Raw genomic sequence first — 23,469 nt, 5'->3', positions numbered from 1 at the left:
GGTCAACTATTCCCGGAAAACCTGTTAGGTTGTTTTTCTGCATTGGCGGGTGCTGGATCCCCACGGCGAGATGGCTGGCCGCCTGCGTCATCTTTCCCCTAAGGTGATTGATGCCGAAACAACCGGCTTGCCCTTTCCCCTGCTACGCCACTTGCGCGGCGAAGCGGCCGACATCAAGGTGAAAAGCCTGTCCAATGATTTACAGGCGTCATCGCTTGTAATGGGCGTACATCAAATAGAAGCCCTGAATCAAGTGCTGGAGGTCGCCATGGCCTCAGGTATCGACGATAACCTGGCCTTAAAGCAGTTTTTAACTGACCATCTGGACTCCAAGCTACGTAACCATATTGCCGACTTTTTGCTATTGCTGCGCTCCAATAAACAGGTGGAGCAAAATCAACCTGGGCTCTACATACATGACCTCAGCGCCTTTGACGAACTGCGCATTAGTCGTGCCCTGTATGCCATGTGTATATTGCGCTACAGCAAAAACAGTCAATTTAAAGATGCGAGCCAAGCGGTGATGCTGGTATTTGATGAAGCGGAACTGCTGCTGGAGGGGCGCAGCAACTAAAGCCTTAAGCGCTTTTTGCAGGAAGCCCGAAAACTGAATATGGGCGGGATCTTTGTGGCCCAGCAAAAGCCTGCTCACACCTGGTTTACGAATAACCTCAATCACAGTTTTGAGCTGACACTTCCAATCAGCCAATCGGCTGCCAGATGGCTGGATATGCAATCTATTCGGCAGGCGAGTTTCTCGACTATTAAGCCAAGGCAAAATTGGTGGCAGAAGTTAATGGGGTGAAGTTCCACCTGCTTGTGACCCCCTTCCTGTTCCATTGGGATACTTCGAAAAATCATTCTTTTTGATTCGGCAGCTCTTAGAGAGTGTGTGAGGCAATACTTGCAGCCGTTCGTCACCTACCTCTGAGTGAACGTTCTACTGATGGAGGCAGGCGATGGCGACGGATATTTACCGTTTTAGCGGCAGTGGTTTTAAGCCTTTTAAAAAGCTGATGGATAAGGTGCTGTGACTGAGCAGTTATTTTCAGCCACCGGTGCGTCATTTTACCGACGAGAACGGCGACTGTGTCTTTGAAATGGATGTATTTCACCTGGTGACGGCGGATCAGATGGTTAAGGTACTGAGCAAGCACGACAAGTCTTTGCGCTTAAAGCGTCTGGCCAGGCAGCATTACCGTTTTGAGTTTGAACAGCCCAGGGACGAAAGCCAAACTGACTAAGCGGAAACTTGTTATCAGCGTTATAAATATCAGCAATTTAATCACGAGCAGGAAGGCTTCACGAAGATGAGACTGTTGTTATTATCCGATTTGCATCTGGAGTTTTTATCAAAGCCGCAAAAGCTGTATGCCGCTATTTCGCCCAATATGGCGGATGCAGTGGTATTGGCCGGTGATATCGCCTGTGGCACCGGCGCAGAGGACGTTATCCGGTACTTGGTTGGCGTGGGCTATCGGGTGATCTATGTGCTGGGTAATCATGAGTTTTATGGCCATGATCCCGAACAGTTAATTGCACAGTGGCGTGAAATCAGCGAGCGAACGCCAGGCCTGTATTTCCTACACAACGATGCCGTAACCCTTGATGGGATCACTTTTTGGGGTACGGTACTTTGGAGCCATCTCAATACTCAGCGTCAAACTGAGGCAGTGGACAGGTTACTGCGGCAGAATTTAAAACGGGTGGCAGATTTTCGGCATATCAAAGTCTGGTCGCCTAAAATGATGCAGCAACATTACTATCAGGCGCTTGATTACCTGACTCGATTTTTACACCAGCCAACAACCGGGCGCATCGTGGTGATCAGCCATTTTTTACCCAGCTATAGGTGCATTGATACGGCGTTTGCAGCCAGCCCGTTAAATCCCTATTTCGCCTCGCCCCTGGACAAGCTGATAGAACAAACCCAACCCGCCCTTTGGTTACACGGCCATACCCATAGCAGTGTCAGGCTCAGCATCGGCCAAACCCGCATCATGGCCAACCCAAGGGGTTACCCCCACCTTGCCCATGAACTCAACCCGCAGATTAGCTGGGACCAGGTGATATGGCTATAACAGGCGGATCAACACCTGCCAGACAGGGGCAGATGCCCCTTAGCGGCGAAACAGCGTTTTAACAGCCAGAGAGGCCAGTATTGCAGCTCCCATTAATGCGGCTGCAGAAGGTTCTGGGACCTGGTTAACTTGAATTTGTTCAATATTGTAAAAAGGCATTGAATAAATTTCATTAATTCGATTATTTTGATCACCAATTATCCAAGGAGTTGAATTTTGAGAAAAGTCTCCAATTTTGTAATTATTTTTAAATAACTCTTTTAATCTCATCTCAAAAGTTACATTCTGAAGATCTTGATTCACGGGCGCACTAAATACACCATAAGTCCCGCTTTTAGAAAAATCCCAAGAATCACCTTGAGAAGTATAAAAATTAAAAAATTCTGACAAAGAAGAATCTTGAAAATCAAAACCTGCTAAATCAATTGGAATTGATGAATCAATGTTTAAAACAATCGAATCTTTTACTCCTTCTCCAGAATCATCATAAGAACAGATAGAGATTTGACCTCCATTTGAACCTGTATAAATTTGTTCATTGTCTGCCTTATAGCAGTTCATGGTATCGTCTGTTACGGTGATCAACGCCATGCTGTGTCCCTTCTGTTTATTCTTTATCTGGTTTTGGGTATGCCATCGGCAAACCTGAATGCACGAAAAAATTTTCCGGCAAAATTTGCGCCAAGGGGCTTAAATACCAGTCAACACTGGGCTGTGCCAAAGTTTGCCCGTAACCGGCTGCTAGATTTGAAAAATAAACTGACGCTTGTTTTGCACTGAATCCTTTGAGCCGGTGCTGTCTGCAGGCATTAAGCTCTGCCTGCTGTATTCCCTCTTAACTTTGCTCCTCAGGTAACCTAAGCGTAGCCTCATCCAGCTTACCGTCGAAATAGCGTTGCAGCGCCTGGTGAAATTCACTCTCCGGGAGGCTGGTCTTGCCCAAAACTAACAGCCGTTTTTTTTAAGAAGCGAAACTAAAAACGTTGTAAATGGCACAATGTCTTGTCTAACACTGGCTGCTTCCAAGGCTTGCATATATTCATCCCGTCGTTCGACGGGCACGACTGTCCAAGGGTAACCTCCGGAGGCCATCATTAGATTCATGATGAATCTTCCCATTCGGCCATTACCATCAAAGTAAGGGTGGATGTAAACAAAAATGAAGTGCCCCAGTACCACTCTGACTGCTGCATTTTTCTCTTCTGCAAGCAAGTCGAATAGTGTCGGCATCATGTCGCGAACAGCATCTCTGCGTGGTGGAGTATGCATAGACTGGCGAATATAAACAGGCCCTGACCGGTAACCGGCCAAGTCAGATTGTTTAATAATACCAGCCGCAACACTTGGGCCAAATAAGGCGAGGTACCAATCGCTGTGCGTCTGTTCCAAAACATCGCCAGGGTTGTTACCTTCTAGTACTGCTAACACGGCTTTTTTAACTTTCTGAAACGCATCCCAGTAGCCTCTGGCCGCCATGGCATCTAAGTGTTTTCTACTTTCCTCTGAGCCTTCAGCTTGCCAGTTTCCAGAACGAACCAGTTCAATCAATTCGCGAGTTACCCGATAACCTTCGATGGATAGTGAGTGGTAGGCGTCTGTAACATATTTGTCTTCGACTTCGGCCATGTAGGTTTCTATATCGACGGTTTGGTTTGAGGCTAAAGGAAAGTGCGAAATAACATCTTCACGCATTTGTGCCCACATCAACCGGATGCGATTAACATGAGGCGAGATATCACGACGACCAAAGCTAATCTGGACTTTCTCGGCAAATGGGTCTTCTTCTTGTACTTTCAAATCGGCCGCTTGCATGCCCTTTAAAATATTGTCAGCAATCAGGTCCCGGCCAATATTTCTAAAAGCCCCCACCAATCGGCCAGCAATCACACTATGGTTACCTGCGAGTAAAACGGACAATACATCGGATGCATCTGTCACCATCAATAAGGCTGTACGCATTTGGATAGACGCATTTTGAAACTGATTCGCCGAAGAATAGACAAGTGCTGCAGCTAAGCTGTAAACGTTGAGCCCTTCCAGGTATTCAATGTGCTCTGCGGCTGGCATATTCAACCTGACATCAAAAATCGAGGTGTTGTGCAGAAAGGCAGTGGGCTTATTATTACCTTTGGGCGAGCGCACTAACAATTGCTGAGGCACGGTTCTATCACCGATATGCAGACTGAGTGATTGCTCAGGCGAGAGACACCAGGATTTATCGAACCGTTCAGACAAGTAAGCGCCGCAAAAGTCCCAGAAAGAGGTATACCAAGATGTACTGTCGCCCGATTTTTCATCTGGCATCGCCGGTATGTACCAGCCCCGGATGACTTCGCGAATAAACCCATGCTTCAATAGCCGCTCTCTATGCACTCTGCTGAGTTGCTTTGACTGGATAGCAACAACCCCAGACACTTGAAGCTGTTGTAACTGCTCAAGCGAATCTGCTAGTTTTCGTGATATGTCATTCATATTCGCTCCAGTTATTACTCGTGATACCTACAACTTATCAATGTTAACCTCTAAGTTTTAGCGTTATACCATTTATAGGTTTTAATGTCATGCAACTTGTAGGTTTTAATGACTTGCTTTTTTTAGGCTTTGATGCTCATTAGGTTGAAAAAGCATACAAGAAACAGATTTTTTCGGCTTTAAGCCTTCCCATAGCAGCACAGATTTACAACCGGCGAGCCATTAAGAAATAGCGATGTAAATCGACCTAACTGAATAGCCAGGAATACACCAAGCACCGGCCAGTCGTTTTTGATAGGGATCGTCATGTCCTTCTTGTGACACCATTAAACATTAACCCTCAAACCCAAACCACCGCCATTCAAGTCAACACTTTTGACATCTTTAAATGTCATTTTTGCAAACCTTGATTTTCTCAGTGATTAAGTACACAATTTTGACACACAAAGATGTCAATATAGTTCACTTAATTACCAAGATGAGAAAAACAGACGCCGTTAAAGCTTTTGCTGAATACGACAAACGTGGTCGTTACGTGTTCAACAACGCCGATCTCGCTAAAATCTTCCATGAGGATAATGAGCGAGCTTTACGTGCAGGAATCAAACGCTTGCTGGATGACCAATTGCTGGTGCGGGTTATTAACGGCATTTATGTGAATGAGTTATCACAGAGCAAAGGCAGCAATACCTTAGAGCAAATTGCTAAAACCATTCGCCGCGGCGAGTACAACTACGTGAGTCTCGAGTCTGCATTATCCGAATACGGTGTTATTTCGCAAATTCCCGTTGACCGTCTAACCGTGATGACGACTGGCCGTTCTGCTGAATACAAAACACCTTATGGCACCATTGAATTTACACATACAAAACGCTCCCCCACAGACATTCTGGAAGGCACTCTGCTGGTCGATAGGCCACTTAGATTAGCCACCAAGCAGGTCGCTTACCGGGATTTGAAACGCGTTGGCCGCAATACGCATCTGGTTGATGAGGAGGCATTACATGAAGATTGATCAACAAAAATTTTCCTTACTTGTTAATCAGGCCATGCAAAATAGTGACGTTTCGCATATGCGGGCCGTCATTGAGAAAGAATTATTGCACTACGACATTTTATTTGCGCTGGATAAGGGTGGCTTGCTGGACAACCTGGTCATCCAGGGCGGTACGTCTTTACGCCTGTGTTATGGCGGTAACCGTTTCAGTGAAGATTTGGATTTCGCCGGTGGCAAGGACTTTTCTTCCGCAGATCTGGCTGACATGAAATCATGCATCGAGAAGTACATAGGCTCTCGCTATGGGCTCGAAGTTAACGTTAAAGAGCCCAAAGAGTTACGAGAAGACCCAAGATATGCGGAGTTAAGCGTTGATAAATGGCAAATCGCCGTAATCACTTCACCACAACGTAAAGACCTGCCAAAACAAAAAATCAAACTCGAAGTCGCTAATGTACCTGCTTATACGAGAGAGCCATTACCACTGCAGGCAAATTATGATTTTTTGCCGGATGGGTACAGTGACACACTGGTACTCACAGAGACCTTAGATGAAGTAATGGCAGATAAAGTCATTTCATTACCTGCAACAACACGCTATGTGCGTTATCGGGATATCTGGGATTTAGCCTGGTTACAACAGCAAGGTGCTAAGTTAAGGATGGATTTAGTACGCCACAAGATTGATGATTATCAAATCACAGAGTATGAACACTTGCTTGCGAAGCTGATTGAGAGCCTACCATCGATTATCTCCAGCGCAGAGTTTACGGCAGAGATGAAACGCTTTTTACCTACCGATGTATTTGACAGAACGCTGGCACAAACCAAGTTCCAAACATACCTGTCCAACACCTTACTCAAATTATTCACCTCCGTTGGAAGCCAATTGAAAGGAGGCAAAAACCAACACGAATTTAAAATGTAAAACACGTTTCGGAAAATCACATAGGGTCGGTAACAGCGCACTACTTGATTGCGCCAGACTGATTGAATCGAATTGACTCCAAGACTTAATCCCCTACTCCATCGACTCAAAAAATTCACACGTAAACATCTACCCATTCACAAAAGGGTGGTCAAAATGGAAAATATTTCAGCCGTGCCCACGGTGCCCAAAACAGCCACATCAAAAAAGAGACTCTTGGATCAGAGAAGGATCTGGGAGTTTGCAATCGGCTGAAAGTCAGCTATGGTAAGGGAATGAGACCGACGCCTGAGATTTTGAAAAATTTCAAATCTGGCTCAAATGCCTTGACATGGTGGGGGTCGGTAGTTCGAGTCTACTCGGACGCACCAATTTCCTTATATAAATCAATATCTTACTCAACGATCTGGTGCCCATTACGGTGGGGGTCAAACGATCTGCTGTCTCGGTGCCCAAATGGTGCCCAACGCCTTTTTTCGCACTTGCCGATTTCGGCCAAAAATTGACCCCCAGCCAAATGGGCACATAATGTTATTGTAAGAAAATTTCAATTTTTTGGGCGATTGGATCATTGGCGGGATTTAATTCGATTTTGGGCGCTTTTTTTGGTAAAAAAAAATGTGCAATCTTTATCCTATCTTTTTAATTTCATCATAACTCCCTCGGGTAAATCCACTCTGGAATATATTAAAAATCGTTCTCCAGCAATCCAATCTTTCAAAGAATGCGCGTAAATAACAGAACAATCACTGGCATCATCTGATAGGACATGAGTTTTCCTCAGGTCCAAACTAAATCGTAAACTATCACCACGATTAATTACGTGAAGGTCTGAATTCTCGAGATCCCAATCTATATAACTCCCCACATACTTTGACTTCCCCACCTTGCATTCTATTTCTATGTATCTTCCTGAAACATCATAACCAATTGGGATCAATCTTTTATCAAAAGCCACATTTCTAAAGTTATTAACGAACTCGTACTCAATTATCGAAGAATTTTTTGGAAAGCTTGCTTTTAAAACTATCTCATTATTGCAATAGTCATCTAATACGCAATTTGAATCCTCATCAGAACATGAAGCCATCGAAAAAATTAAAGTAAAGATAAAAATATTTTTAATATTCAATGAATGATACTCAAATTGCGACATATTCATTTAAATAATAATTCTGAATCAATACGTCTTGCTAATCTTGTGGAGTCAAATCCTGCTCCCTGACTTTTATCCCTTGTCTCTTCTTACGTATAAAGCCAGCCACCTTAATGAATCTATATCATTTATCAAAGGTGTAGTGGTCAAGTAATTTTGGCCACTGCTTCTAACTCATGGTCATACATTTTTAGATTGGCAGCTTTAAAATACCAGCTACAGGAACTTGATTACCTGGCCTCCAATAACCTTGAATGGTAAACTTATTATCTGAATTTGCATTCACCAATTCTTTTGCTCTAATCGCTATATCATCCAAGCTAATTTGAAATGCTTATTACGTTAGATTTGATACACCTTACAGGCTTGATTCGATCTGGTTCGCAAAGTTCCGCTGATACTGAATAACTCCCAGTCTCAAGCCTGTACAGACTGGAAAGACCCTCAATATCGAAAAACTTACCAACGAGTCCGCTACTTACCACATCCACTTGATACTTTCTGCCACAACGCTCACGAAGCAATGAAGTCAATTCATATTCCTCATCATTTTTATTTACAATAAGTAAAAGAGAGCGCCCCAAAATCTGACAAACACATATTAGGTTTAACTCTTTCACTGTCCCAACCTTCATTCAACAACACATAAATGAACTTTTCATCTTTGATGAGCTTTAACTCCAACGTGGCGAATGCACTATTTGAAATTAACAATAAAAAAACAAACTGAGTTATTATCCTCATTAGCTTTCAACCTATCGTTTCCTGTGGTCTCTAATACTTTTGCGCTAATCATTCATAATGATATCTATCAGGGTTGTAGCCGGTTTGCAGCCTGTGCAGCTAGTCACACTGCATATCCCGGCGCAATTGCCAGGTTCTCTGCGCCGTATAGGGTCTGGCGGTTTTCCAGATAAAGTTGATATTCGCCCCCGCGCAGGCTGGCCTCTTCGGTGCAGTCCACATTCCAGCGGCGTAATAAGTAGCCCGCCATGGCCGCGCGCACGTTGAGTTTTAGCGCGCCGTTTTCCATGCCGTAATCCATTTCAATGGCGGTGGGCTGCGCCACATTATGCGGGTGAGGCACCAGATGTAGCGGCATCATACGTACCCATTGGTGGTCTTCTATTTTCTGCTCTCCGGGCTGACTGCCCTGATCAGTGACCGTCACTTTGGAAATACGGGTTAACACAAAGTCTCTGAATGACTGGGACTTACGGTCAAAGGCGCGTACGTGCCAGCGCAAGCCGTTATCCACAATACTATGGGGGACGATTTCCCGTGCCGCTGAACCACTGCTGAGCGAGGTATAAATAATACTGGCGGCCTTGTTGTTGAGAATCGCCTGCACCAGACGCGCGACGATAAAAATATCCGGCACATTCAGTTGGCTGGGAGCCTCTACAGGAAAGTGAATATCTCCAACGGCATCAAATCCATCTGAAATGTCATGGGCCAATTTGGTCAGGGTTTTGCGCGAATCATGTTCAAATAAGGGCACGAACTTTGTCGATTGCAGATAGGCTTTGCGCGCTGGGTCATAGAGTAGATTCTGCGGGGCTAACTCTTTATACATGGCAAAATCGCGGGAGCCGGCCGATAAGCCAACCTGAAATTTATTGAGTAGGTCTGTACGGGTAAGGTGACCGCGAAACAATAAACAAAAATCTATGTAAGCAAGGCGCTGGCGCTGGGCGAAGGCAATATCATTCAAATCCATGATGCACTCAATATTATTGTATTTTTAGTAGCCTAAAGTGGTTTATTTTAAACCGGGTGTCAATGATGTTGTTATCGCCAATCTGATTCGCTGTGGTGTAATTTGCCGATATTGCAGATTTCACACAGAATCTGCAGGTTGTTGATATCCAAAGCTAACTCCGGAAATTTCGCACGGGGCTTGACGTGGTCTACTTGCAATACCGCCCCTTGTGCGGGGTCTGCTGTACAGCACAAACATTGATTGCCATGGCGTTCAAAAGTTTGCTGGCATCTAGTCTGACAAGACTGATATAAAAAACCATGAAATTGATGTGAGCGTGAATTCTTAAGCTGGAGAAAGTACGTCAGAAAAAGTAACCGGCGCAAAGCCGGTTACCTGAAATAATGTGTTTTAACTAGTGTGATGGGCGTCTGACCTTACCGGATTTGGGTTCATCATCCGGCATAAATTCCTCTATGGCTGCTTTATAACCACAGCGCTGACAACTGCCAGTTTGACGGGCGTTTTGGTCGCGGGCTGTACGTTGAATTTTGGTGCTTTCACACTCAGGGCATTGCAATTGGTTGGCTTTCATAACGTGCACTAATTGAACAAGTTAAAAATAAATTTGCGGATATATCCTGCTATTACAATCGTTTAGCGTCAAGACCCTAAGCCCTTTATTCATGCCGTTTTGGCGATAATTTTTTCACAATATGGCAGATTTCGCGCGCTTTTACCCTTCAACGGGATGCACGCTAATTATTTTAAGCCGGGCAAGCGCAGTTGCGGCAACCGCTGCCATTGTTCCCTGTGGCGCATTTTTACGAAAGTTTTACGACCTGATTGCGCGACTCTCAATGGTGCGTGGTAAATAGGTAACGTGCTGAAGTAATTAATTATTTTACCTCTCCTTTCGTACTGTCACGGCTATTTGGTCAGCCTGGCTGTTGTGGTGGAGAGCCACCACTTACTGAGGTAGGAAGTTAAAGGTGTATTCCAAGACCGTGCTGTCGACCGCATCAGCGCCAAATTCGATCATTCGGATCCGACTGAGCAGCTTAGCTTCCAGCTCTTCCTGCTTTAGTTCGCTGGATAACAGTTCGACACTGGATAAGCGCCCATCTGGCTCGATGACCAGTCTGACCTGAACTTTGCCCTGTAAACTGGGATCTTCTCGCAGCGCACGGCGGTAAATCGCATATATCCGGCTCTTGTTAGCATCCAGAACCTGGCGGATAGACTCGATGCTACGACCACCGCGCACACCATCATCGGTTGTTTGTTGTTGCTGAGCCAAGGAGGGTAAACCCGCTTCCGCCGACACGAACTCGGTGGTTTTGCGTCCGGCCAACTCACCCGCCGCACCCACATCCGTTGATAATGCTGCTGTGTTAATGCCATTGCTGGCTGTCGCACTAACTTTGCCGACAAAATTTCGCTGCGTCTGGCTTGCCTGCCCTGCCCCCTGATGTAACTCAGTTTGCGCCTGATTATTCACCTGATTCTTATTGCGCAACGCCGCCAGCGCATCGGCATGAGCCAGTACACCTGTTTGCTTCGCTTTGGCTTTCGCCTGCTCAGCCAACTCTGCTTGGGTTGGCGCGGGTTTAACCGCGACGGGCTTAGGTTTTTCCGGTTGCACTTTAGGCTCGATGGGTTTCTTTACCTCAGGCTCTGGTTCAATCTTTGGCTCCGGCTTTGGTGGTTCAAGCGGTTTGGGCGGAGGTAATTTGGCCTGCAAAATTTTGGTTAACTGCGGTGGAATACGCTCCTGTTCCAGTCGCGGACGTTCAGGTAATTCAACCCAATAGACCCAGACAGCCAGCAAACAGGTCAGCCCCAACGCTACCCAACTGATGCGGGTAAATCGTTGGTTCTCCTGCGCACTGGCTGACCAGGGGAGCTGACTAACGACTGCACTGGCCATAATCAGCCCTCACCCTGCTGTTGTTGTTCAACCGCCAGTGCAACATCCACATAGCCTGCCTGCGCACAGGTCTGCATAATTTTTTTCAGCAGAGCATAAGGAATACTTTGATCGGCCATAACAGTGATCGCTTTGACTGGTACTTCTGCGTCAGTTTGAACCGTTTGGCGGCTCGCCTGGTACTGCAACTCCTGCAACAGTGCAGGCACAATTTCCTGCCCGTCGTCCATCACTTGCTGGACAGTCGCCAATTTGCGCCCCTGCAAAATAATGTCCTGTTGATTAATGGATAACAGCAAGGTTTCACGCGCGGCGGTGTCAGCCACTGACTTTGGCAGTGTAAGTCGTTTATCGGTTTGCAATACCTGCACATCGCTGGCGTTCATCATCAGGAAAAAGACCAGAATAGTGAATATGTCCATCAACGACACCAGGCTCAATCTGGATACCTGAGACATACGCTTGTGATTGCGCTGCATGCGCTTAGCGCGGACGCTCATTTTCATGGCTGAGGCTCTCTCTGCGCGGGCGCATCACCCAGTGAAATATTCGGGAAAAGTTCGGCCTGTACTACAGAGGCGGCTACTACCTCAGGGTAGGCACGGCTGGTATCCATCAAGTTTACGATGCTTTGATAATCGATTGATGGGCTAAGTAATAAGGTGATATCACGTTTTTCCACCTGCTTGTCTTGCAGCGTGACTTTCACTTGCTTGAGTAACTCCCGCAATCCCGCGTAATCGTAATGTTCGTCCAGTTTTGGCAAGGATTTGAGTAAATAGCCCTGCGGGAAAAACACCTCGATACCGCTATCGGTCACCACCAACTCCAGATTGTCGTTCTGCAATTGCTCGGTTGATGCCTGTGCCAATGCGCTAAGCTCAGGTAACCGCAGTTCCAGCACTGTAATACGGGAAAAGACCATCATCATCAGCAACACAGGCACCAACACTATCATCAGGTTCATAAATGATGTGATATCGAGCTCGGCCTCTTGCCTGATTTTTGTCTTACGTCCCAACATAGCCGTGAGTCCAGTGCGTTATTGGTCGGATACGCGTGAGCGGGTCGATACCTGACGCGCCTTGGTGAGTAAGTTTAAAAACTTCACCCCGGCCATTTCCATGCTATCGAGAATTTCAGTGGTTTTGGTTTGTAAAATGGCATGACAGGCCAACAGTGGGATCGCAGAGATCAAGCCAAAAGCTGTGGTATTCATCGCCACTGAAATGGACTGAGACAACAGCGAGGCTTTTTCCGCCGGATCGGCATTGGCTACAGCCGAGAAGGCTGCGATCAAACCAATAATAGTGCCGAGCAAGCCCATCAAGGTTGCGATATTTGCCAGCGTTGCGAGATAAGGGGTGCGTTTTTCAAGCCTCGATGAGGCCTCCATCAGGCCCTCTTCCATGGCATATTCAATATCTTCACGGCGTTCACTGGCACCCATGCGCTCTATGCCTGCAGTCAGGATTCGGCTGATCGGCGCGTTGCGATAAACGTCGAGCCCTAACACCTGTTCAAACTGTTGCTTTAGCAGCAACGGTTCAATTTGTGCGAACGCTTTTTTATTGGTGAGCCTGGCGTGACTGAGGAACAGCCAGCGTTCCAGTGCGACCGCCAGTCCCAGCGCCAGCACCAGCGCGATAGGCAGCATAAAACTGCCACCTTCCTGAAAAAAGCGCAGTATTTCGTCCAACAATTGCATAACAATACCCTACATAAGTCATGTGGTTCTGAAACCGAGCATACTGCGTTTTCACGCCCGATAGGTTATTTGCGTTTACTGTTTGTATCGAGTTACATACCCTTGCCGCGTAATTTAGCGTTGAAATTAACTTCTCGCATAAACTGTCGGCGATTAAGTGGTTGCAGCTTTTGAATATCACTTTTCAATGTCGGATCGATAAACGGGGATTTGGCGGTTGGCGGCTGCCACGCCACGATTGACAAGACTGTGGGCTGTTGCTGATCCCCGCGAATGGTAGTTTCGAGCTTTATCGGTTCTGCCGCATCACGATTTTTTTCCTGCGTACTGGTCTCTTGCGCCAACACCAGCGCCGGCCAACATGTCAGCCAATACAGCATAGTAAGCAACGTCGGTTTCATGTTATTGCCCCTCATTTTGCAACTGCCGTTGAATATCCGTTATCCAACCGGCCAGATTCTGCTCTGCCTGGGGTACCAGTTGCTGATAACGCAGGTAATCCGCCAGCGCGCCGGATTTATCGCCTAAGTACAAATCTTTCAGAATAGCCCGGTTGAGTATTGCTGCTGCAAAGTCAGCATAGCTGGCAAGGGCCGCGTCATAATGTTGCAGCGCTTCGCGAAAACGGCCCTGATGTCGCAACAGCTGCGCCAGACGGTTACGGGCGTAGTAATTGTGGGTATTGGCGTTGATCGCGGCCAAATAGGCTTGTTCCGCAGCAGCATGTTCGCGCGCCGTCATCGCCAGATCGCCCAGCTGTAACCAGGCCATAGACAAATTGGGGTAATCGGCTACCAAGGTCTGCAATTCTCGTTCAGCCGCCGCGCTGTCGCCGTTACTTTTCAGCTTAAGCGCCTTTGTATAGCGGGTTTTAACCTGATCTGGCCACACCTGCTGCGAGGCCCGAAATGCATCATTGACATTGGTTTCGGCAATGGCCGTCTCGCTGACAGCGGGAACTGAGCTGGAGGGCGGCACTGAAGGTTCAATTGGCTGAGTAGCACACCCGGCCAGAAGCAAAGCCAACAATAGGACGACGACATTAATACAACGCATTGTCTATCTCCTGAATAATTTCATTTTTATCGTAACGCCCCGGTAGCAACTGTTTTAACGCGCTAAAACTGTTGCTAATCGCCTCGTTGTAAAGTCCCTGCCAACAGCGTTGCACGTTGACTTCGTGCAATTTTATCGCCTCGTCTTCAAACGGTAACGCCTGCTCTTCGAGCAAAAACTCGTATTCTTCCAGTTCCAGCTGGCTCAGATTGGTCGGTCTCTGGGAAGTCATTAAGTCCGCGCCCATTTGCGCATACAACGCGGCCATTTGTCCGGTCGCCAGAGTGGAAAATTGTTCAACATGGTAGCTGTCCGTCTGCTGCCACTTGCTCTGCGCAAGCTCAAACGCGCGTGTTTTCTTTGTAAGCGCTTTGTCCAGCGGCAAGGTTAGTGCGATTTGACGAAAGGCATAGCTGGCATCCTCGGCAAACTGGGTGGCACTCATGGCAGCCAACCAACGGGATCGCTCTGTAGCCTTTACGCCAGCCTGACCATGGGCCTGAATTAATTTATTCAGCCAGTAGCGGCGCTTAGCTGGCTCGTTAGAAGCCAGATAAAATTCGCTCATCCTGAACATGGCTTCGATCGCTTCGTCGAATGGCTGTGGGAATTTATGTGCATAGGTGCGGGTCAGGCTTAATGCCTTGTCGCTATCACCGTCTTTGGCAAAGTATTCCGCCGCCACCCACAGTGCCTGACGTCCTTGCTCATTGTCCTGATTCGCCAACCACACCTGTTCCAATTCAAGTGCAGCCGCACGCCACAGCCCGGCTTCCTGATAGGCGTAAATAATTTGCTCATCGATACCCTTGGCCAACGCATGGCTGGTAAAGCGTTGGCGAAAATCCGTTAACAGCGCGGCAGCCTGCGTCCACTGTTGCTGGCTAAGCTGCAGCTGCGCGGCATCGAACTGGGCCGTCACACGAATTTGCGATTGTGGTGCCAATCCAACAACCCTCAGAAAATGCTCAATCGCCTCATTGATACGCCCGGCCTGACGCGCCGTTTCACCCTGTCGATAGATGCTGGCAGCCAAACGCTCGTCAATCTGTGCAAAACGAGCGTCGTTGGGTGGCAGGCGTTCACATAAGCGCAGATAATCCTGCTCAGCCAACACATATTGCTGCAACTCGAACTGACTATTAGCACGAATTTGATGCAGACTGAGCCAACGCTCGGTTGGTAAGGATTTAACCAGCAAGAGCAAGTCGGTGGCACGCTGAATAGCTGCACTGTATTGCTGCTGCTGATACAGCTGCTGGGTTAGCTCGTACAGTACATCCGGAACCCGCGGATCATTGGCAAAATGCTGAATAAACGCCATCTGACTGTCCAGCCATTGCTGTTGCCAGGCAGACAGCTGTTGCCCTGTGGCGCTACGTTGCTGGCTGGCAGCCTGTTGCTGATAAATAAGCAAGGCCGCATAACCAGCTTCGGCGCTACGCGGATTCAGCGTCAGTTGATAGGCATAGGACTCAAACGCGGTGATCGCCTCCTGCCATTTGCCTCCTTCCAATAGGGCTTCGGCCATCAAAAAGGCATTTTCCTCTACCAGCTCAGTTTGAGGAAATGTCTGCACATATTCCTGGTACCACTGCGCAGCCTGCAAAAACAACTCGACCGCCTTTGGTTGGCTATTATCCTGAGGCGTTGCTTGAGCCGCCGGTATTGCTCTTGCCTGGCTGTGATAATGGCGCGCCAGCTGGTCGAGGTATTGTTGCAAATAGGGTGAAATGATCTGTTTAGAGCTAAGATCCAGTGTTGCCCAGTATGGACCGTTGATGCCGTACTGACCGACAAATGCCTGCTTGGCCGGTAACACCAGCGAAGGAAAATCCCCGAGCAAATAGGTATCGATTTGACGCACGAAAAACAATGGCGCTTGTGAATGGGAAGGATGCTCCGCTACAAAACCAGCGAACACGCTGGCCGCCTCGGCATAACGTTGTTCATTGAGGTACAACTGACCTAAACGCTGATACAGCAGCACATCATGTTGTGCGGGTGCGGCGCGAAAGTACGCGCGCAAGGATTCCGGCCCCTGTTGATAGGAAAACAGTAGCGCCATAATACGTAAACTGTCTTCGACAATACGTTGATCACCAGAGGATAAGGCAGCCAATTGGGCGCTTACATCCAGTTCACCCTGTACCAGCGTGTCGGGCAAACGCTGACGTAACAGATCGTTAAAACTGTCCAAAGCCGCCGGATAATTCTCCTGTTTAAACTGCGCCCAACCCAGCATATAGGCGGCGATCAGGTAATAATTGGAGTTGTCACCTTGTGCCAATACCTGTTGATAAGCCGTGGCCGCTGCCGGGTACTGCCCGCGCGCGTATAAATACTCTCCGCGGCGAAAATGCACTTCGGCCAGATACGCCGAGGTAGGAAATTCATCCACCAATTGCTGCAACGTGGTGAAGCTGTTGTCGGCCTCGCCGCGCAGTTCATAGGCTTTGGCCAATTGATACAGCGACTCCGCAGAATGCTGGTTCTGCGGGTGCTGAGTGAGTAGCTGATGATAACCTGCAATGGCATTATCTAATGCCTGAGTAAGCTGCGGCGCCTGGGCTATCTGTTCTTCAGCCAACATCATTTCTAAATCCGCCAGGCGCACGCTGATATTTTGACGTAATTGCGGGTCGTCCATGTCCTGTAACAGACGTTGATAATTATCGCGCAGACTTGGCAGGGTAATCTGCTCCAGCGGTGCGTGATCCAACGCATTTAATTCAGTGCGTAGCGCAGCCAGACGTGGTTTTTGCACGACCTCTGCCGGAGGACTACCGGCACAGCCAGTTAACAGGCTCAGGAGCAACAACAGCGGCTTAACCTTCATCGCGCGCTCCCTCAGGCTTGATCGCCTGCTGCTTGCGCAATGTCTCGTCTTGCAAACGCACGATCGCTATCTGTGCCTGTCGACGATAACGCTGCAACTGTTGCTCGGTTTCGATCAGCAACACATCCGCCGCTTGTTGCATGCGTGCCAGCAATTTGTCCTGCAAACGCTGTTGGGTCTGTTGTGCCAACAGTAATCCAGAGCGCAGCCCTGTGATACGAGCACGCTGTGCATCGAAGTGAGCACGACGGTCCATAGCCTGATAAATACTGCCAAGCCGGGTTTGCCCGGACGCCAGTAAGCTGTCCAGTGCCTGCAAATTACGCTTTCCCGCCCACAGGTTGGACGCATAATCCACCTCAGCCTGCCATAACAAAATACCGTGCAACCGCCGGATCCGAGCCCGATAACTATCGGCGTCTGGCATTTGCTGTTCGATGGCACTCAGGCGCGTATCGGCTTTGCCAATTCGTTGCAACAGCGCCTGTCCGTCATCATTTAACAGGGCCAGTGCATCTTGTTGGTGCTCGACCGTATCGAGCTGTGTCTGCAGCCCATCCCGTTGTTGCTGCAATGTCGGTAGCGTCTGCAACAGATTGTTGTGTGCCAACGCCTCACCGCGTTGCTGCGCGCTTTGCTGGCGTTCATCGATCAGTTGTTCGAACATAGTAAGTTGCTGTAACGCATACAGAACCCGTTGATCCGCCTGCTGTAGATCCGCCAGTTGCGCCACCTGCTGGCTAAACAGATCATCGGTCAGCAGGGGCATCAGCACCGGACTCAGGACATCTTCTGGCGTAGATTGGCCCTGTTGCCAGGTTTGCACGTAAGGTTGGAAAAAATCGCTTTGATACAGCTGCACACGCTCTGCCTGCAAGCGGTTGATCCATTCTGAGTACTGGCGACTAGCCTGATTCAGCGCGGTCAACGCCTGTCGTGGGGCATTTAACTTCTCATAGGCATAGGCAACTGCCAGCGGTGCTTCGTAACTTTCATGTTGATAAACCGGTTGCTGCGCCAACAGTTGCCAAATAGACAATGCCAGCTGAAACTCGCCGCGTTCTGCCGCGGCCCAGCCCCATGCCAGCATCGCCGCCTGAGTGTCGACACTGTCCTGACGAACCTGTTGATAGGCATTGATGGCGTCCTGGTGACGACCAAGCGACTGCAATAAATACCCTAAAGTTAACCATTGACGATCTTTGAGAGACGCCTGCTCTTCTGTATTGATCTGTTGCTCATCTGCACTAAACCAACCACCGCTGACCCAGTCTCCGACCCGCGAGAAAAATCCTGCATCCTCTGAGTTTGGTCGCACTTTCAACATAGACTGCAATCTGGCAACGGCATTTTGCGTTTCGCCGCGGTCGGCTTCCATCATCGCTAGGTTATAATTTAGATATTCACGGCTCAGCGCATTGACTGGGAAACGTCGGATATCAATCAGGGTGCCGCCCTGTATTTGCAGACTGGCAACCAAATACCAGTATTTGTCTTGCTGTTCTGCGTTCAACCCGGCTACCTGATTTTCCGCCACATTAGTCAGCGCGGTGCGAGCCGCCTCCAAATCTCCAAGCTGCTCGTACAGGTTGGCCAACTGAATATATACGGCAGCCTGCAGGGTTGGTTTGTCCAGGTGATCCAGTTGTTGCTTGAAAATGGCTTCTGCCTGGGAGTACAGCCCAAACTGCATACTCAGGCGGCCACGTAACAATGCAGGCTGTGCCGCTGAAGGATCAAGTTGTTGCCGATGTGCAGCGATTTCCAGCTGGGTCAATGCCTCAAAGTGATTACCCTGAAAATACTCATACAGGACTTCACCCCAACCAGGAGGCTGATCGGCCGCTCGACCACCCGAGCTTTGCGCTATTGCCAATAGCAGAATGACAACCAACCGCATGTTCACAGGGTTTACAGCTCCTCAAACAGGAATTCAGGTTGTTGCTTGCTGGCATCATCACGGATATGAATCTGCAGCGCTTTCGGGTCGTCCTGCTTGGTAAAGCTGGTGCTCACCGCACGCTTATATTCGCGCTGGTGTGGGCCGATGCCGACGAAATACGCTGTCAGTTTATGTTCGCCGCGGGCCAGATTTCCAAGATACAACTTTTGCACGCCGCCACGTACCAGGGCATTCGCCTGACGCTGAGTATACAAATGGCTGGCCACCAGCTTATCATCCAGATGCAGCTCGACCGCATCGATACGAAAATACTGACCGGCATCCATGTCCAGATACACGGCGACCTGAGTACTGGCAGGAAAGAGTAAATCCTCTTCAAGCAAATAAAGATCACGATTCAGGCTGATAACCTGTTTTTTCAGATCTTCAATTTGTGTGTTTAGCGCACTGCTTTCCTGGGCCTGCACGCCAAGGGTGAATAGCAACATCAAAGAGAGACAGAACTGTTTCATCGAGCCTCCGTCTAAAACCATAATGAAAAATATAAGCGCAGCACGTCTGCATCGAATTGGTACAGGGGTTCCTGTCCCGGCAATACGTCAGTCACTCTCACGTCGCGGAAATTGTCATAATCGAATTTCAGCCGATCATATTCGAGATTCAGACTGGCCTTACTGAGCCAATTATCGCTGCCAAACTGATATAACCAGCTGGCCGAAAAACCGACACTGACATTGCGATAACTGGCCAGTTCTTTATCTCTGGCCATAAAGTCAAACTCCGCACTGCGATTAAACAAATCACTGTAAAAATCTGCCTGATCCTGGCGGTAAAAACGACTACGCACTTCCAGCAGCCAATGGTCACCAAAAGTGTGCACATAGCCAAGCCGAGCGGTATTGGCACGTATCCCCCAGGTATCTGTAAAATATCGCCCCTCGAAAAACACCGATGCACGCCACGGAAGGTAATAATTGGCATTCATCGCTAAAGCATTGCTGGTACGCGAGCGCGGATAGCGTTCGGTTTCAAAGCGATAACCCAGCGCTGCATTGGCATCGAGGAAACGCACTGCTCGGTAAGGATTGTTGAGATAGCCCTGATCTGAAATATTTTCGAGATTCAGGCCAACGATAAGATTTTTGCTGACCACCTGGGTCAGACCCACGCTGAAGTTATGCCGCGTCGCCTGTTCGGCGAAACCTGCATCGCCGGTGCGGCGCACATCATCCTGCCCATAGGAATATCCCATGCTCAGGGTTGTTAAATCACCAAAGAAATCCTGGGTAATGCCCAAGTGCATGGTTTTGGCGTCAAAATCATTTTCACTGCTGCTGGTCACGCTGACGCTCATCAGGGTTTTATTGCGCAGGTAATCCATCCCAAGCGAATACTCGGTGCGCTCTTCCGCATAGGGACTGGCGGTGGCTTCGACATCAATTGATGCACCAGAGATACTGTCGATGTAGTAATTGGCGAACAGCGACACACTGTTGCCCACATTGGTGCGTAGCAGGATACTCGGTCCATCGATGCTAACCCCGCCACCTTCGTATCTGTGATACATGGCATCAGCCCGTTCTTCCGGCAGGACCGCCGCATTCGCTTTCATTGCGCCGCACAGAAGCCCCGCCAACAACAGCCGGCAGATCACGCTGCGAGTGGCTGAATTAATTGCAGCCACAACCGCCTCCGGCACCGCCTTCCGCCCCACGTGCACCCTCACGAGCCTGATAGACGTGGTGGATATAGTTTGCCGCAATCGGATTGCGATTCAGGCTCATAACAGGGTCGGCCAGGTTGTTACGTTCATAGGGTTTAACCCAGGGTTCGATACTGGCGCAGCCGACCAACTGAGCCAAGCCCAGCATAAAAGCGACACGAATCCAGACTTTGCGCATCAGCATACTATTCCCTCAACAATAACTTGATCGCTTTACGATATTTCTGTTCATCGCCATCCTTATAGCCGGGATGCAACAAACGCTGATTGCCATCCCGATCGACAAAAATCGTGGTGGGCATGGCTGCCACTTGATACAGACGGCTGACGTCGCTGTTCGGATCCAACAACACCGGGAAACTGACATCGATTTCATCCAGTAACTTACGGGCCTTGGCCGAGTCTTCATCGATATTCACTGCCAGAATAGTTACTCCCAGATCGCCAAACTCCTTATGCATTTGTTCGAATACCGGCAATTCTTTGCGACAGGGTGCACACCAGCTGGCCCAAAAGTTGATTAACACCACATTGCCGCGCAGTTCGGCCAGGCGCAGATTGTTACCGTCAATGGTTTTCAGGGTGAAATCTGCGGCGGGCTCGGCTGCCACCAACTGCATGGGGAGCCAACAAATGGCCAACAGGGTAAATAACATTCGTTTAAACATGGTCTGCACCTACCTTTACATCAAAAAAATAAGGTCGCACTCAGGGCGAATTCGAAATTATGCGTGAGCTTTTTGTCGCCAATAAGTTCACTGTTAAACAAGTGATCTTTGGCATGAACATGCACGGCAAAATAGTCAGTGAGCAACCAGCGATACCCCACCCCCATACTCAGGGTGAAGTGTTCGTCACCGGCAAAATCTGTACTGCCGGCCCCCAGGGTAAAATAGGTAGCCGTGTTAAATACCAGTTCATCGGTTAAAAACATCTCGCCGTTGAGGTTGTAGCCCAGCGATAAATCGTAATAACGGTACTTGCGTTCCGAATCCGTTAAGAACGGTGCGCCACCGCTTAACAATTCAAAACTGGTTTGTCCGGCGGTGGCCTGAGCGTAGTTGGCCTCGATAAAAAAGTCTTCACTCAGATGGTAGGCAGCACGTAAGCCTAGCAAGCCAGAACTTGAGAAGTCCTCAATACCTATCACCCCGCCATAGATACCCAACTCGAAATCTTCGTTGTCGATCCGCGCTTCTTTACTTGAGCGACGTTCAACCTCGGGCTCAAGCAAATCTTCCAGGCTGTCCTGTGCAAGCGATGGCTGACTGATACCAGCTAACAACATCAGAAGAATACAACGACGCCAACTTTCCATTTTTGCAGCTCCTCATTTGATTCTCTGTCGGTCAGCGCCAACAAATGTGAATATTCCAATTCCAGTACAAATTTACGCGCCAGGTAGTAACGCATGCCTAATCCCACCCCGACCACATCAGTATCCCGTTGTTCGGCCCCTTCCTGCACCAAATTGGCTCGCGGGGTCGTGCGTAATCGTCCTGCATACAGGCCCCAATGGGGCTGAATACGCCAGTCTCCCCAGGCACTGTGGTGCAAGCCCAGCAGCAATAGCTGATTTTCGGAAAAGTCGCCGAGAGCCTGGCTGTAACTGAGATCACTCCAGATATTTTCATTCCACACCCAGGTGCCACTGAACGACCAGGCCGGCGATTTTTCAAGCACACCGGCACTGACAGACACTTCGAACTGGCGTTGGCGGTAGGCATCGAAGCTGCCATTTTCGAAGGTTAGTGCCTGACCTTTTTCATCGCGGGTCATGGCGATCCCTTCATTGCTGATCCAGCCATGAATGCCATCACTGGTTTCAACCCGAAACCAGTTAGTGCGCCTGGCCAGCACGATAAGACGTTCGCCACGTTTACTGATATGAAACACCGGATACGCGCGCGCCGGACCGCTGCGTAATTCGATGAATTCGGCGTCCACCGTCACGCTTAGATCGCTGTCCTGTGCCCAGCCTGACAGGCTAAACAGCCAAAGGCACAGTATCCAGCCACGCGTTATTCTCATATCAGTCCTTAATTAAGTGGGGCGTCAAACGGGTTGTTGTAATATTGCGCACCTATATCAAGCCATTCAGCCAGTAACTTCAGTTCGGCCGCCGTTAACCAGTGTGCATGCACGCCACCATCGGCAAATACAGTAAAAAACCGTCCACTGCTCAAGGCACCATTGGCCGACATACTGGCATTCACTGTCACGTTTTCGAACACCGGAATTGGCTCACCTGCGCCATCGAGGATCAACTCACCGTCCTCGTCGGTTTCAAACACCTGATTGCCATTGGCGTCCAGTGCGGGGACGAGACGATCCTGTATCGCGCCATCTTCCAATACTTGCTCATTATCAATAAATAACAATTCACGGTAGCTCATTAGCATGTCGGCGTCTTCATTGGAGGGCACATTACGCAGATCCAATTGCGCATCTGGGACCTTCAATGAGTCGTCGGCTGCGAACATACTGTGGCAGGACGAACACGTGCGTTCTTCAACCACACTATTGTCTGCGGCCAGTAACTGTCTGGTTTGATCGAATATTGGCTGAATATGTTGCGGATAGTTGGTCACAATACGGCAGTTTACCTGCCACTGCAGCGCGCAATTCTGGCTGATTGGAATGGCGCCCTGCAAATCGGCGTAACGGTAGGCAAACGCTGTGTCGGGAGTCCGTAGCGCTGGATCGCTCCAGATATCGCTAAACTCGATGTCCGGCTTTGGATAAGATAAGCCGTTAATCCGCGTGGCGACCTCTGCCATGGTTTCGCCGGCATCGGCAAATAGGGCCGGATTGGTGTTTAGAAATGCCTGACCGGTAGTGACTGCACCTGCGTTAATCGACATAGCCTCGGCCTCAGGACGTCCATGGGCTACCGTGCTTTGCGGCGTGTGACAGCCATTGCACTGCATTTGCTCACCGGCGCGCAAATGCAACCAGTTTTCATGGCGGGCAC

Annotated in this window: 24 protein-coding genes and 1 pseudogene; 5 read left to right on the top strand and 20 right to left on the bottom strand. The window is 48.8% G+C overall.

Annotated features, from left to right (window positions below):
- Window positions 1–49: 49 nt before the first annotated feature.
- The 3 genes from TK45_RS00440 (at window position 50) to TK45_RS00430 (ending at window position 2,081) form a co-directional block, all read left to right on the top strand.
- A complete protein-coding gene (locus TK45_RS00440) occupies window positions 50–574 on the top strand; it encodes a hypothetical protein (RefSeq protein WP_131256653.1) in 525 nt (174 codons plus the stop codon).
- 484 nt (window positions 575–1,058) lie between these two features.
- Window positions 1,059–1,244, top strand: a complete 186-nt coding sequence (locus tag TK45_RS00435; protein WP_131256652.1) for a hypothetical protein — start codon at window positions 1,059–1,061, stop codon at window positions 1,242–1,244.
- Between the two features lie 66 nt (window positions 1,245–1,310).
- A complete protein-coding gene (locus TK45_RS00430) occupies window positions 1,311–2,081 on the top strand; it encodes a metallophosphoesterase (RefSeq protein WP_131256651.1) in 771 nt (256 codons plus the stop codon).
- A gap of 39 nt (window positions 2,082–2,120) precedes the next feature.
- Here TK45_RS00430 and TK45_RS00425 read toward each other — a convergent pair whose 3' ends face one another.
- Window positions 2,121–2,672: a hypothetical protein gene (locus TK45_RS00425; RefSeq protein WP_131256650.1), complete on the bottom strand. Its 552-nt coding sequence runs from the start codon at window positions 2,670–2,672 to the stop codon at window positions 2,121–2,123.
- A gap of 354 nt (window positions 2,673–3,026) precedes the next feature.
- Window positions 3,027–4,553, bottom strand: coding sequence for a Fic family protein (locus tag TK45_RS00420; RefSeq protein ID WP_131256649.1), 1,527 nt, complete (start codon window positions 4,551–4,553; stop codon window positions 3,027–3,029).
- 478 nt (window positions 4,554–5,031) lie between these two features.
- Between TK45_RS00420 and abiEi the strand changes: the two genes are divergently transcribed.
- Both abiEi and TK45_RS00410 read left to right on the top strand, forming a co-directional pair.
- The gene (abiEi, locus tag TK45_RS00415) at window positions 5,032–5,568 is read left to right on the top strand and encodes a type IV toxin-antitoxin system AbiEi family antitoxin (RefSeq protein WP_131256648.1); all 537 of its coding nucleotides are present in this window, start codon (window positions 5,032–5,034) and stop codon (window positions 5,566–5,568) included.
- On the top strand, window positions 5,558–6,478 hold the full coding sequence (locus TK45_RS00410) for a nucleotidyl transferase AbiEii/AbiGii toxin family protein (RefSeq protein ID WP_131256647.1): 921 nt from the start codon (window positions 5,558–5,560) through the stop codon (window positions 6,476–6,478). The genes abiEi and TK45_RS00410 overlap by 11 nt, the downstream gene beginning before the upstream one ends.
- Before the next feature lie 634 nt (window positions 6,479–7,112).
- On the opposite strand, the gene TK45_RS00405 is transcribed toward TK45_RS00410, so the two are convergent.
- The 18 genes and pseudogenes from TK45_RS00405 to TK45_RS16175 all read right to left on the bottom strand — a co-directional run.
- Window positions 7,113–7,640, bottom strand: coding sequence for a hypothetical protein (locus TK45_RS00405; RefSeq protein ID WP_131256646.1), 528 nt, complete (start codon window positions 7,638–7,640; stop codon window positions 7,113–7,115).
- Between the two features lie 841 nt (window positions 7,641–8,481).
- A complete protein-coding gene (locus TK45_RS00400) occupies window positions 8,482–9,354 on the bottom strand; it encodes a WYL domain-containing protein (RefSeq protein ID WP_131256645.1) in 873 nt (290 codons plus the stop codon).
- Between the two features lie 71 nt (window positions 9,355–9,425).
- Window positions 9,426–9,590 (bottom strand): HNH endonuclease, encoded by a 165-nt coding sequence (locus tag TK45_RS16445; RefSeq protein ID WP_371414241.1) that lies wholly within the window; start codon window positions 9,588–9,590, stop codon window positions 9,426–9,428.
- A gap of 716 nt (window positions 9,591–10,306) precedes the next feature.
- Window positions 10,307–11,266: an AgmX/PglI C-terminal domain-containing protein gene (locus TK45_RS00385; RefSeq protein WP_131256642.1), complete on the bottom strand. Its 960-nt coding sequence runs from the start codon at window positions 11,264–11,266 to the stop codon at window positions 10,307–10,309.
- Between the two features lie 2 nt (window positions 11,267–11,268).
- Window positions 11,269–11,772 (bottom strand): biopolymer transporter ExbD, encoded by a 504-nt coding sequence (locus TK45_RS00380; RefSeq protein ID WP_131256641.1) that lies wholly within the window; start codon window positions 11,770–11,772, stop codon window positions 11,269–11,271.
- A complete protein-coding gene (locus tag TK45_RS00375) occupies window positions 11,769–12,290 on the bottom strand; it encodes a biopolymer transporter ExbD (RefSeq protein ID WP_131256640.1) in 522 nt (173 codons plus the stop codon). Before TK45_RS00375 ends, TK45_RS00380 begins: the two co-directional genes overlap by 4 nt.
- 18 nt (window positions 12,291–12,308) lie before the next feature.
- Window positions 12,309–12,974 (bottom strand): MotA/TolQ/ExbB proton channel family protein, encoded by a 666-nt coding sequence (locus TK45_RS00370; protein ID WP_131256639.1) that lies wholly within the window; start codon window positions 12,972–12,974, stop codon window positions 12,309–12,311.
- Between the two features lie 92 nt (window positions 12,975–13,066).
- Window positions 13,067–13,375, bottom strand: coding sequence for a hypothetical protein (locus TK45_RS00365; RefSeq protein ID WP_131256638.1), 309 nt, complete (start codon window positions 13,373–13,375; stop codon window positions 13,067–13,069).
- A gap of 1 nt (window position 13,376) precedes the next feature.
- Window positions 13,377–14,030 carry a tetratricopeptide repeat protein gene (locus tag TK45_RS00360; protein WP_131256637.1) on the bottom strand — a complete coding sequence of 218 codons (654 nt, stop codon included), beginning with the start codon at window positions 14,028–14,030 and terminating at the stop codon, window positions 13,377–13,379.
- Entirely contained in the window at window positions 14,017–16,869 is a 2,853-nt protein-coding gene (locus tag TK45_RS00355) for a tetratricopeptide repeat protein (RefSeq protein WP_131256636.1), read from the bottom strand. Before TK45_RS00355 ends, TK45_RS00360 begins: the two co-directional genes overlap by 14 nt.
- The gene (locus tag TK45_RS00350) at window positions 16,859–18,769 is read right to left on the bottom strand and encodes a lipopolysaccharide assembly protein LapB (protein WP_254426508.1); all 1,911 of its coding nucleotides are present in this window, start codon (window positions 18,767–18,769) and stop codon (window positions 16,859–16,861) included. Before TK45_RS00350 ends, TK45_RS00355 begins: the two co-directional genes overlap by 11 nt.
- 11 nt (window positions 18,770–18,780) lie before the next feature.
- On the bottom strand, window positions 18,781–19,284 hold the full coding sequence (locus tag TK45_RS00345) for a hypothetical protein (RefSeq protein WP_131256634.1): 504 nt from the start codon (window positions 19,282–19,284) through the stop codon (window positions 18,781–18,783).
- An 11-nt stretch (window positions 19,285–19,295) separates the two neighbouring features.
- Complete coding sequence (locus TK45_RS00340; protein WP_254426500.1) at window positions 19,296–20,456, bottom strand: DUF3570 domain-containing protein; 1,161 nt, start codon at window positions 20,454–20,456, stop codon at window positions 19,296–19,298.
- The gene (locus TK45_RS00335; protein ID WP_217350790.1) at window positions 20,443–20,673 is read right to left on the bottom strand and encodes a DUF4266 domain-containing protein; all 231 of its coding nucleotides are present in this window, start codon (window positions 20,671–20,673) and stop codon (window positions 20,443–20,445) included. Before TK45_RS00335 ends, TK45_RS00340 begins: the two co-directional genes overlap by 14 nt.
- Window positions 20,674–20,680: 7 nt before the next feature.
- Window positions 20,681–21,163 carry a TlpA disulfide reductase family protein gene (locus tag TK45_RS00330; RefSeq protein ID WP_131256632.1) on the bottom strand — a complete coding sequence of 161 codons (483 nt, stop codon included), beginning with the start codon at window positions 21,161–21,163 and terminating at the stop codon, window positions 20,681–20,683.
- A gap of 20 nt (window positions 21,164–21,183) precedes the next feature.
- A complete protein-coding gene (locus TK45_RS00325) occupies window positions 21,184–21,813 on the bottom strand; it encodes an outer membrane beta-barrel domain-containing protein (RefSeq protein WP_131256631.1) in 630 nt (209 codons plus the stop codon).
- Entirely contained in the window at window positions 21,783–22,526 is a 744-nt protein-coding gene (locus tag TK45_RS00320) for an SH3 domain-containing protein (protein ID WP_131256630.1), read from the bottom strand. The genes TK45_RS00325 and TK45_RS00320 overlap by 31 nt, the downstream gene beginning before the upstream one ends.
- Before the next feature lie 8 nt (window positions 22,527–22,534).
- Window positions 22,535–23,469: pseudogene (locus TK45_RS16175) on the bottom strand (hypothetical protein); the annotation flags it as partial.

The organism is Bowmanella sp. JS7-9, from assembly GCF_004329715.1.
Classification (GTDB): domain Bacteria; phylum Pseudomonadota; class Gammaproteobacteria; order Enterobacterales; family Alteromonadaceae; genus Pseudobowmanella; species Pseudobowmanella zhangzhouensis.
The sequence above is the reverse complement of the archived record's forward strand: the minus strand, read 5'-3'. Positions and strand labels throughout refer to the sequence as shown.

Excerpts from the sequence above, each read along its gene's own strand:
- TK45_RS00430 (WP_131256651.1), top strand. The coding sequence starts at position 1,311 with ATGAGACTGTTGTTATTATCCGATTTGCATCTGGAGTTTTTATCAAAG.
- TK45_RS00425 (WP_131256650.1), bottom strand. The coding sequence starts at position 2,672 with ATGGCGTTGATCACCGTAACAGACGATACCATGAACTGCTATAAGGCA.
- TK45_RS00420 (WP_131256649.1), bottom strand. The coding sequence starts at position 4,553 with ATGAATGACATATCACGAAAACTAGCAGATTCGCTTGAGCAGTTACAA.
- abiEi (WP_131256648.1), top strand. The coding sequence starts at position 5,032 with ATGAGAAAAACAGACGCCGTTAAAGCTTTTGCTGAATACGACAAACGT.
- TK45_RS00410 (WP_131256647.1), top strand. The coding sequence starts at position 5,558 with ATGAAGATTGATCAACAAAAATTTTCCTTACTTGTTAATCAGGCCATG.
- TK45_RS00405 (WP_131256646.1), bottom strand. The coding sequence starts at position 7,640 with ATGAATATGTCGCAATTTGAGTATCATTCATTGAATATTAAAAATATT.
- TK45_RS00400 (WP_131256645.1), bottom strand. The coding sequence starts at position 9,354 with ATGGATTTGAATGATATTGCCTTCGCCCAGCGCCAGCGCCTTGCTTAC.
- TK45_RS00385 (WP_131256642.1), bottom strand. The coding sequence starts at position 11,266 with ATGGCCAGTGCAGTCGTTAGTCAGCTCCCCTGGTCAGCCAGTGCGCAG.
- TK45_RS00380 (WP_131256641.1), bottom strand. The coding sequence starts at position 11,772 with ATGAAAATGAGCGTCCGCGCTAAGCGCATGCAGCGCAATCACAAGCGT.
- TK45_RS00375 (WP_131256640.1), bottom strand. The coding sequence starts at position 12,290 with ATGTTGGGACGTAAGACAAAAATCAGGCAAGAGGCCGAGCTCGATATC.
- TK45_RS00370 (WP_131256639.1), bottom strand. The coding sequence starts at position 12,974 with ATGCAATTGTTGGACGAAATACTGCGCTTTTTTCAGGAAGGTGGCAGT.
- TK45_RS00365 (WP_131256638.1), bottom strand. The coding sequence starts at position 13,375 with ATGAAACCGACGTTGCTTACTATGCTGTATTGGCTGACATGTTGGCCG.
- TK45_RS00360 (WP_131256637.1), bottom strand. The coding sequence starts at position 14,030 with ATGCGTTGTATTAATGTCGTCGTCCTATTGTTGGCTTTGCTTCTGGCC.
- TK45_RS00355 (WP_131256636.1), bottom strand. The coding sequence starts at position 16,869 with ATGAAGGTTAAGCCGCTGTTGTTGCTCCTGAGCCTGTTAACTGGCTGT.
- TK45_RS00350 (WP_254426508.1), bottom strand. The coding sequence starts at position 18,769 with ATGCGGTTGGTTGTCATTCTGCTATTGGCAATAGCGCAAAGCTCGGGT.
- TK45_RS00345 (WP_131256634.1), bottom strand. The coding sequence starts at position 19,284 with ATGAAACAGTTCTGTCTCTCTTTGATGTTGCTATTCACCCTTGGCGTG.
- TK45_RS00335 (WP_217350790.1), bottom strand. The coding sequence starts at position 20,673 with ATGCGCAAAGTCTGGATTCGTGTCGCTTTTATGCTGGGCTTGGCTCAG.
- TK45_RS00330 (WP_131256632.1), bottom strand. The coding sequence starts at position 21,163 with ATGTTTAAACGAATGTTATTTACCCTGTTGGCCATTTGTTGGCTCCCC.
- TK45_RS00325 (WP_131256631.1), bottom strand. The coding sequence starts at position 21,813 with ATGGAAAGTTGGCGTCGTTGTATTCTTCTGATGTTGTTAGCTGGTATC.
- TK45_RS00320 (WP_131256630.1), bottom strand. The coding sequence starts at position 22,526 with ATGAGAATAACGCGTGGCTGGATACTGTGCCTTTGGCTGTTTAGCCTG.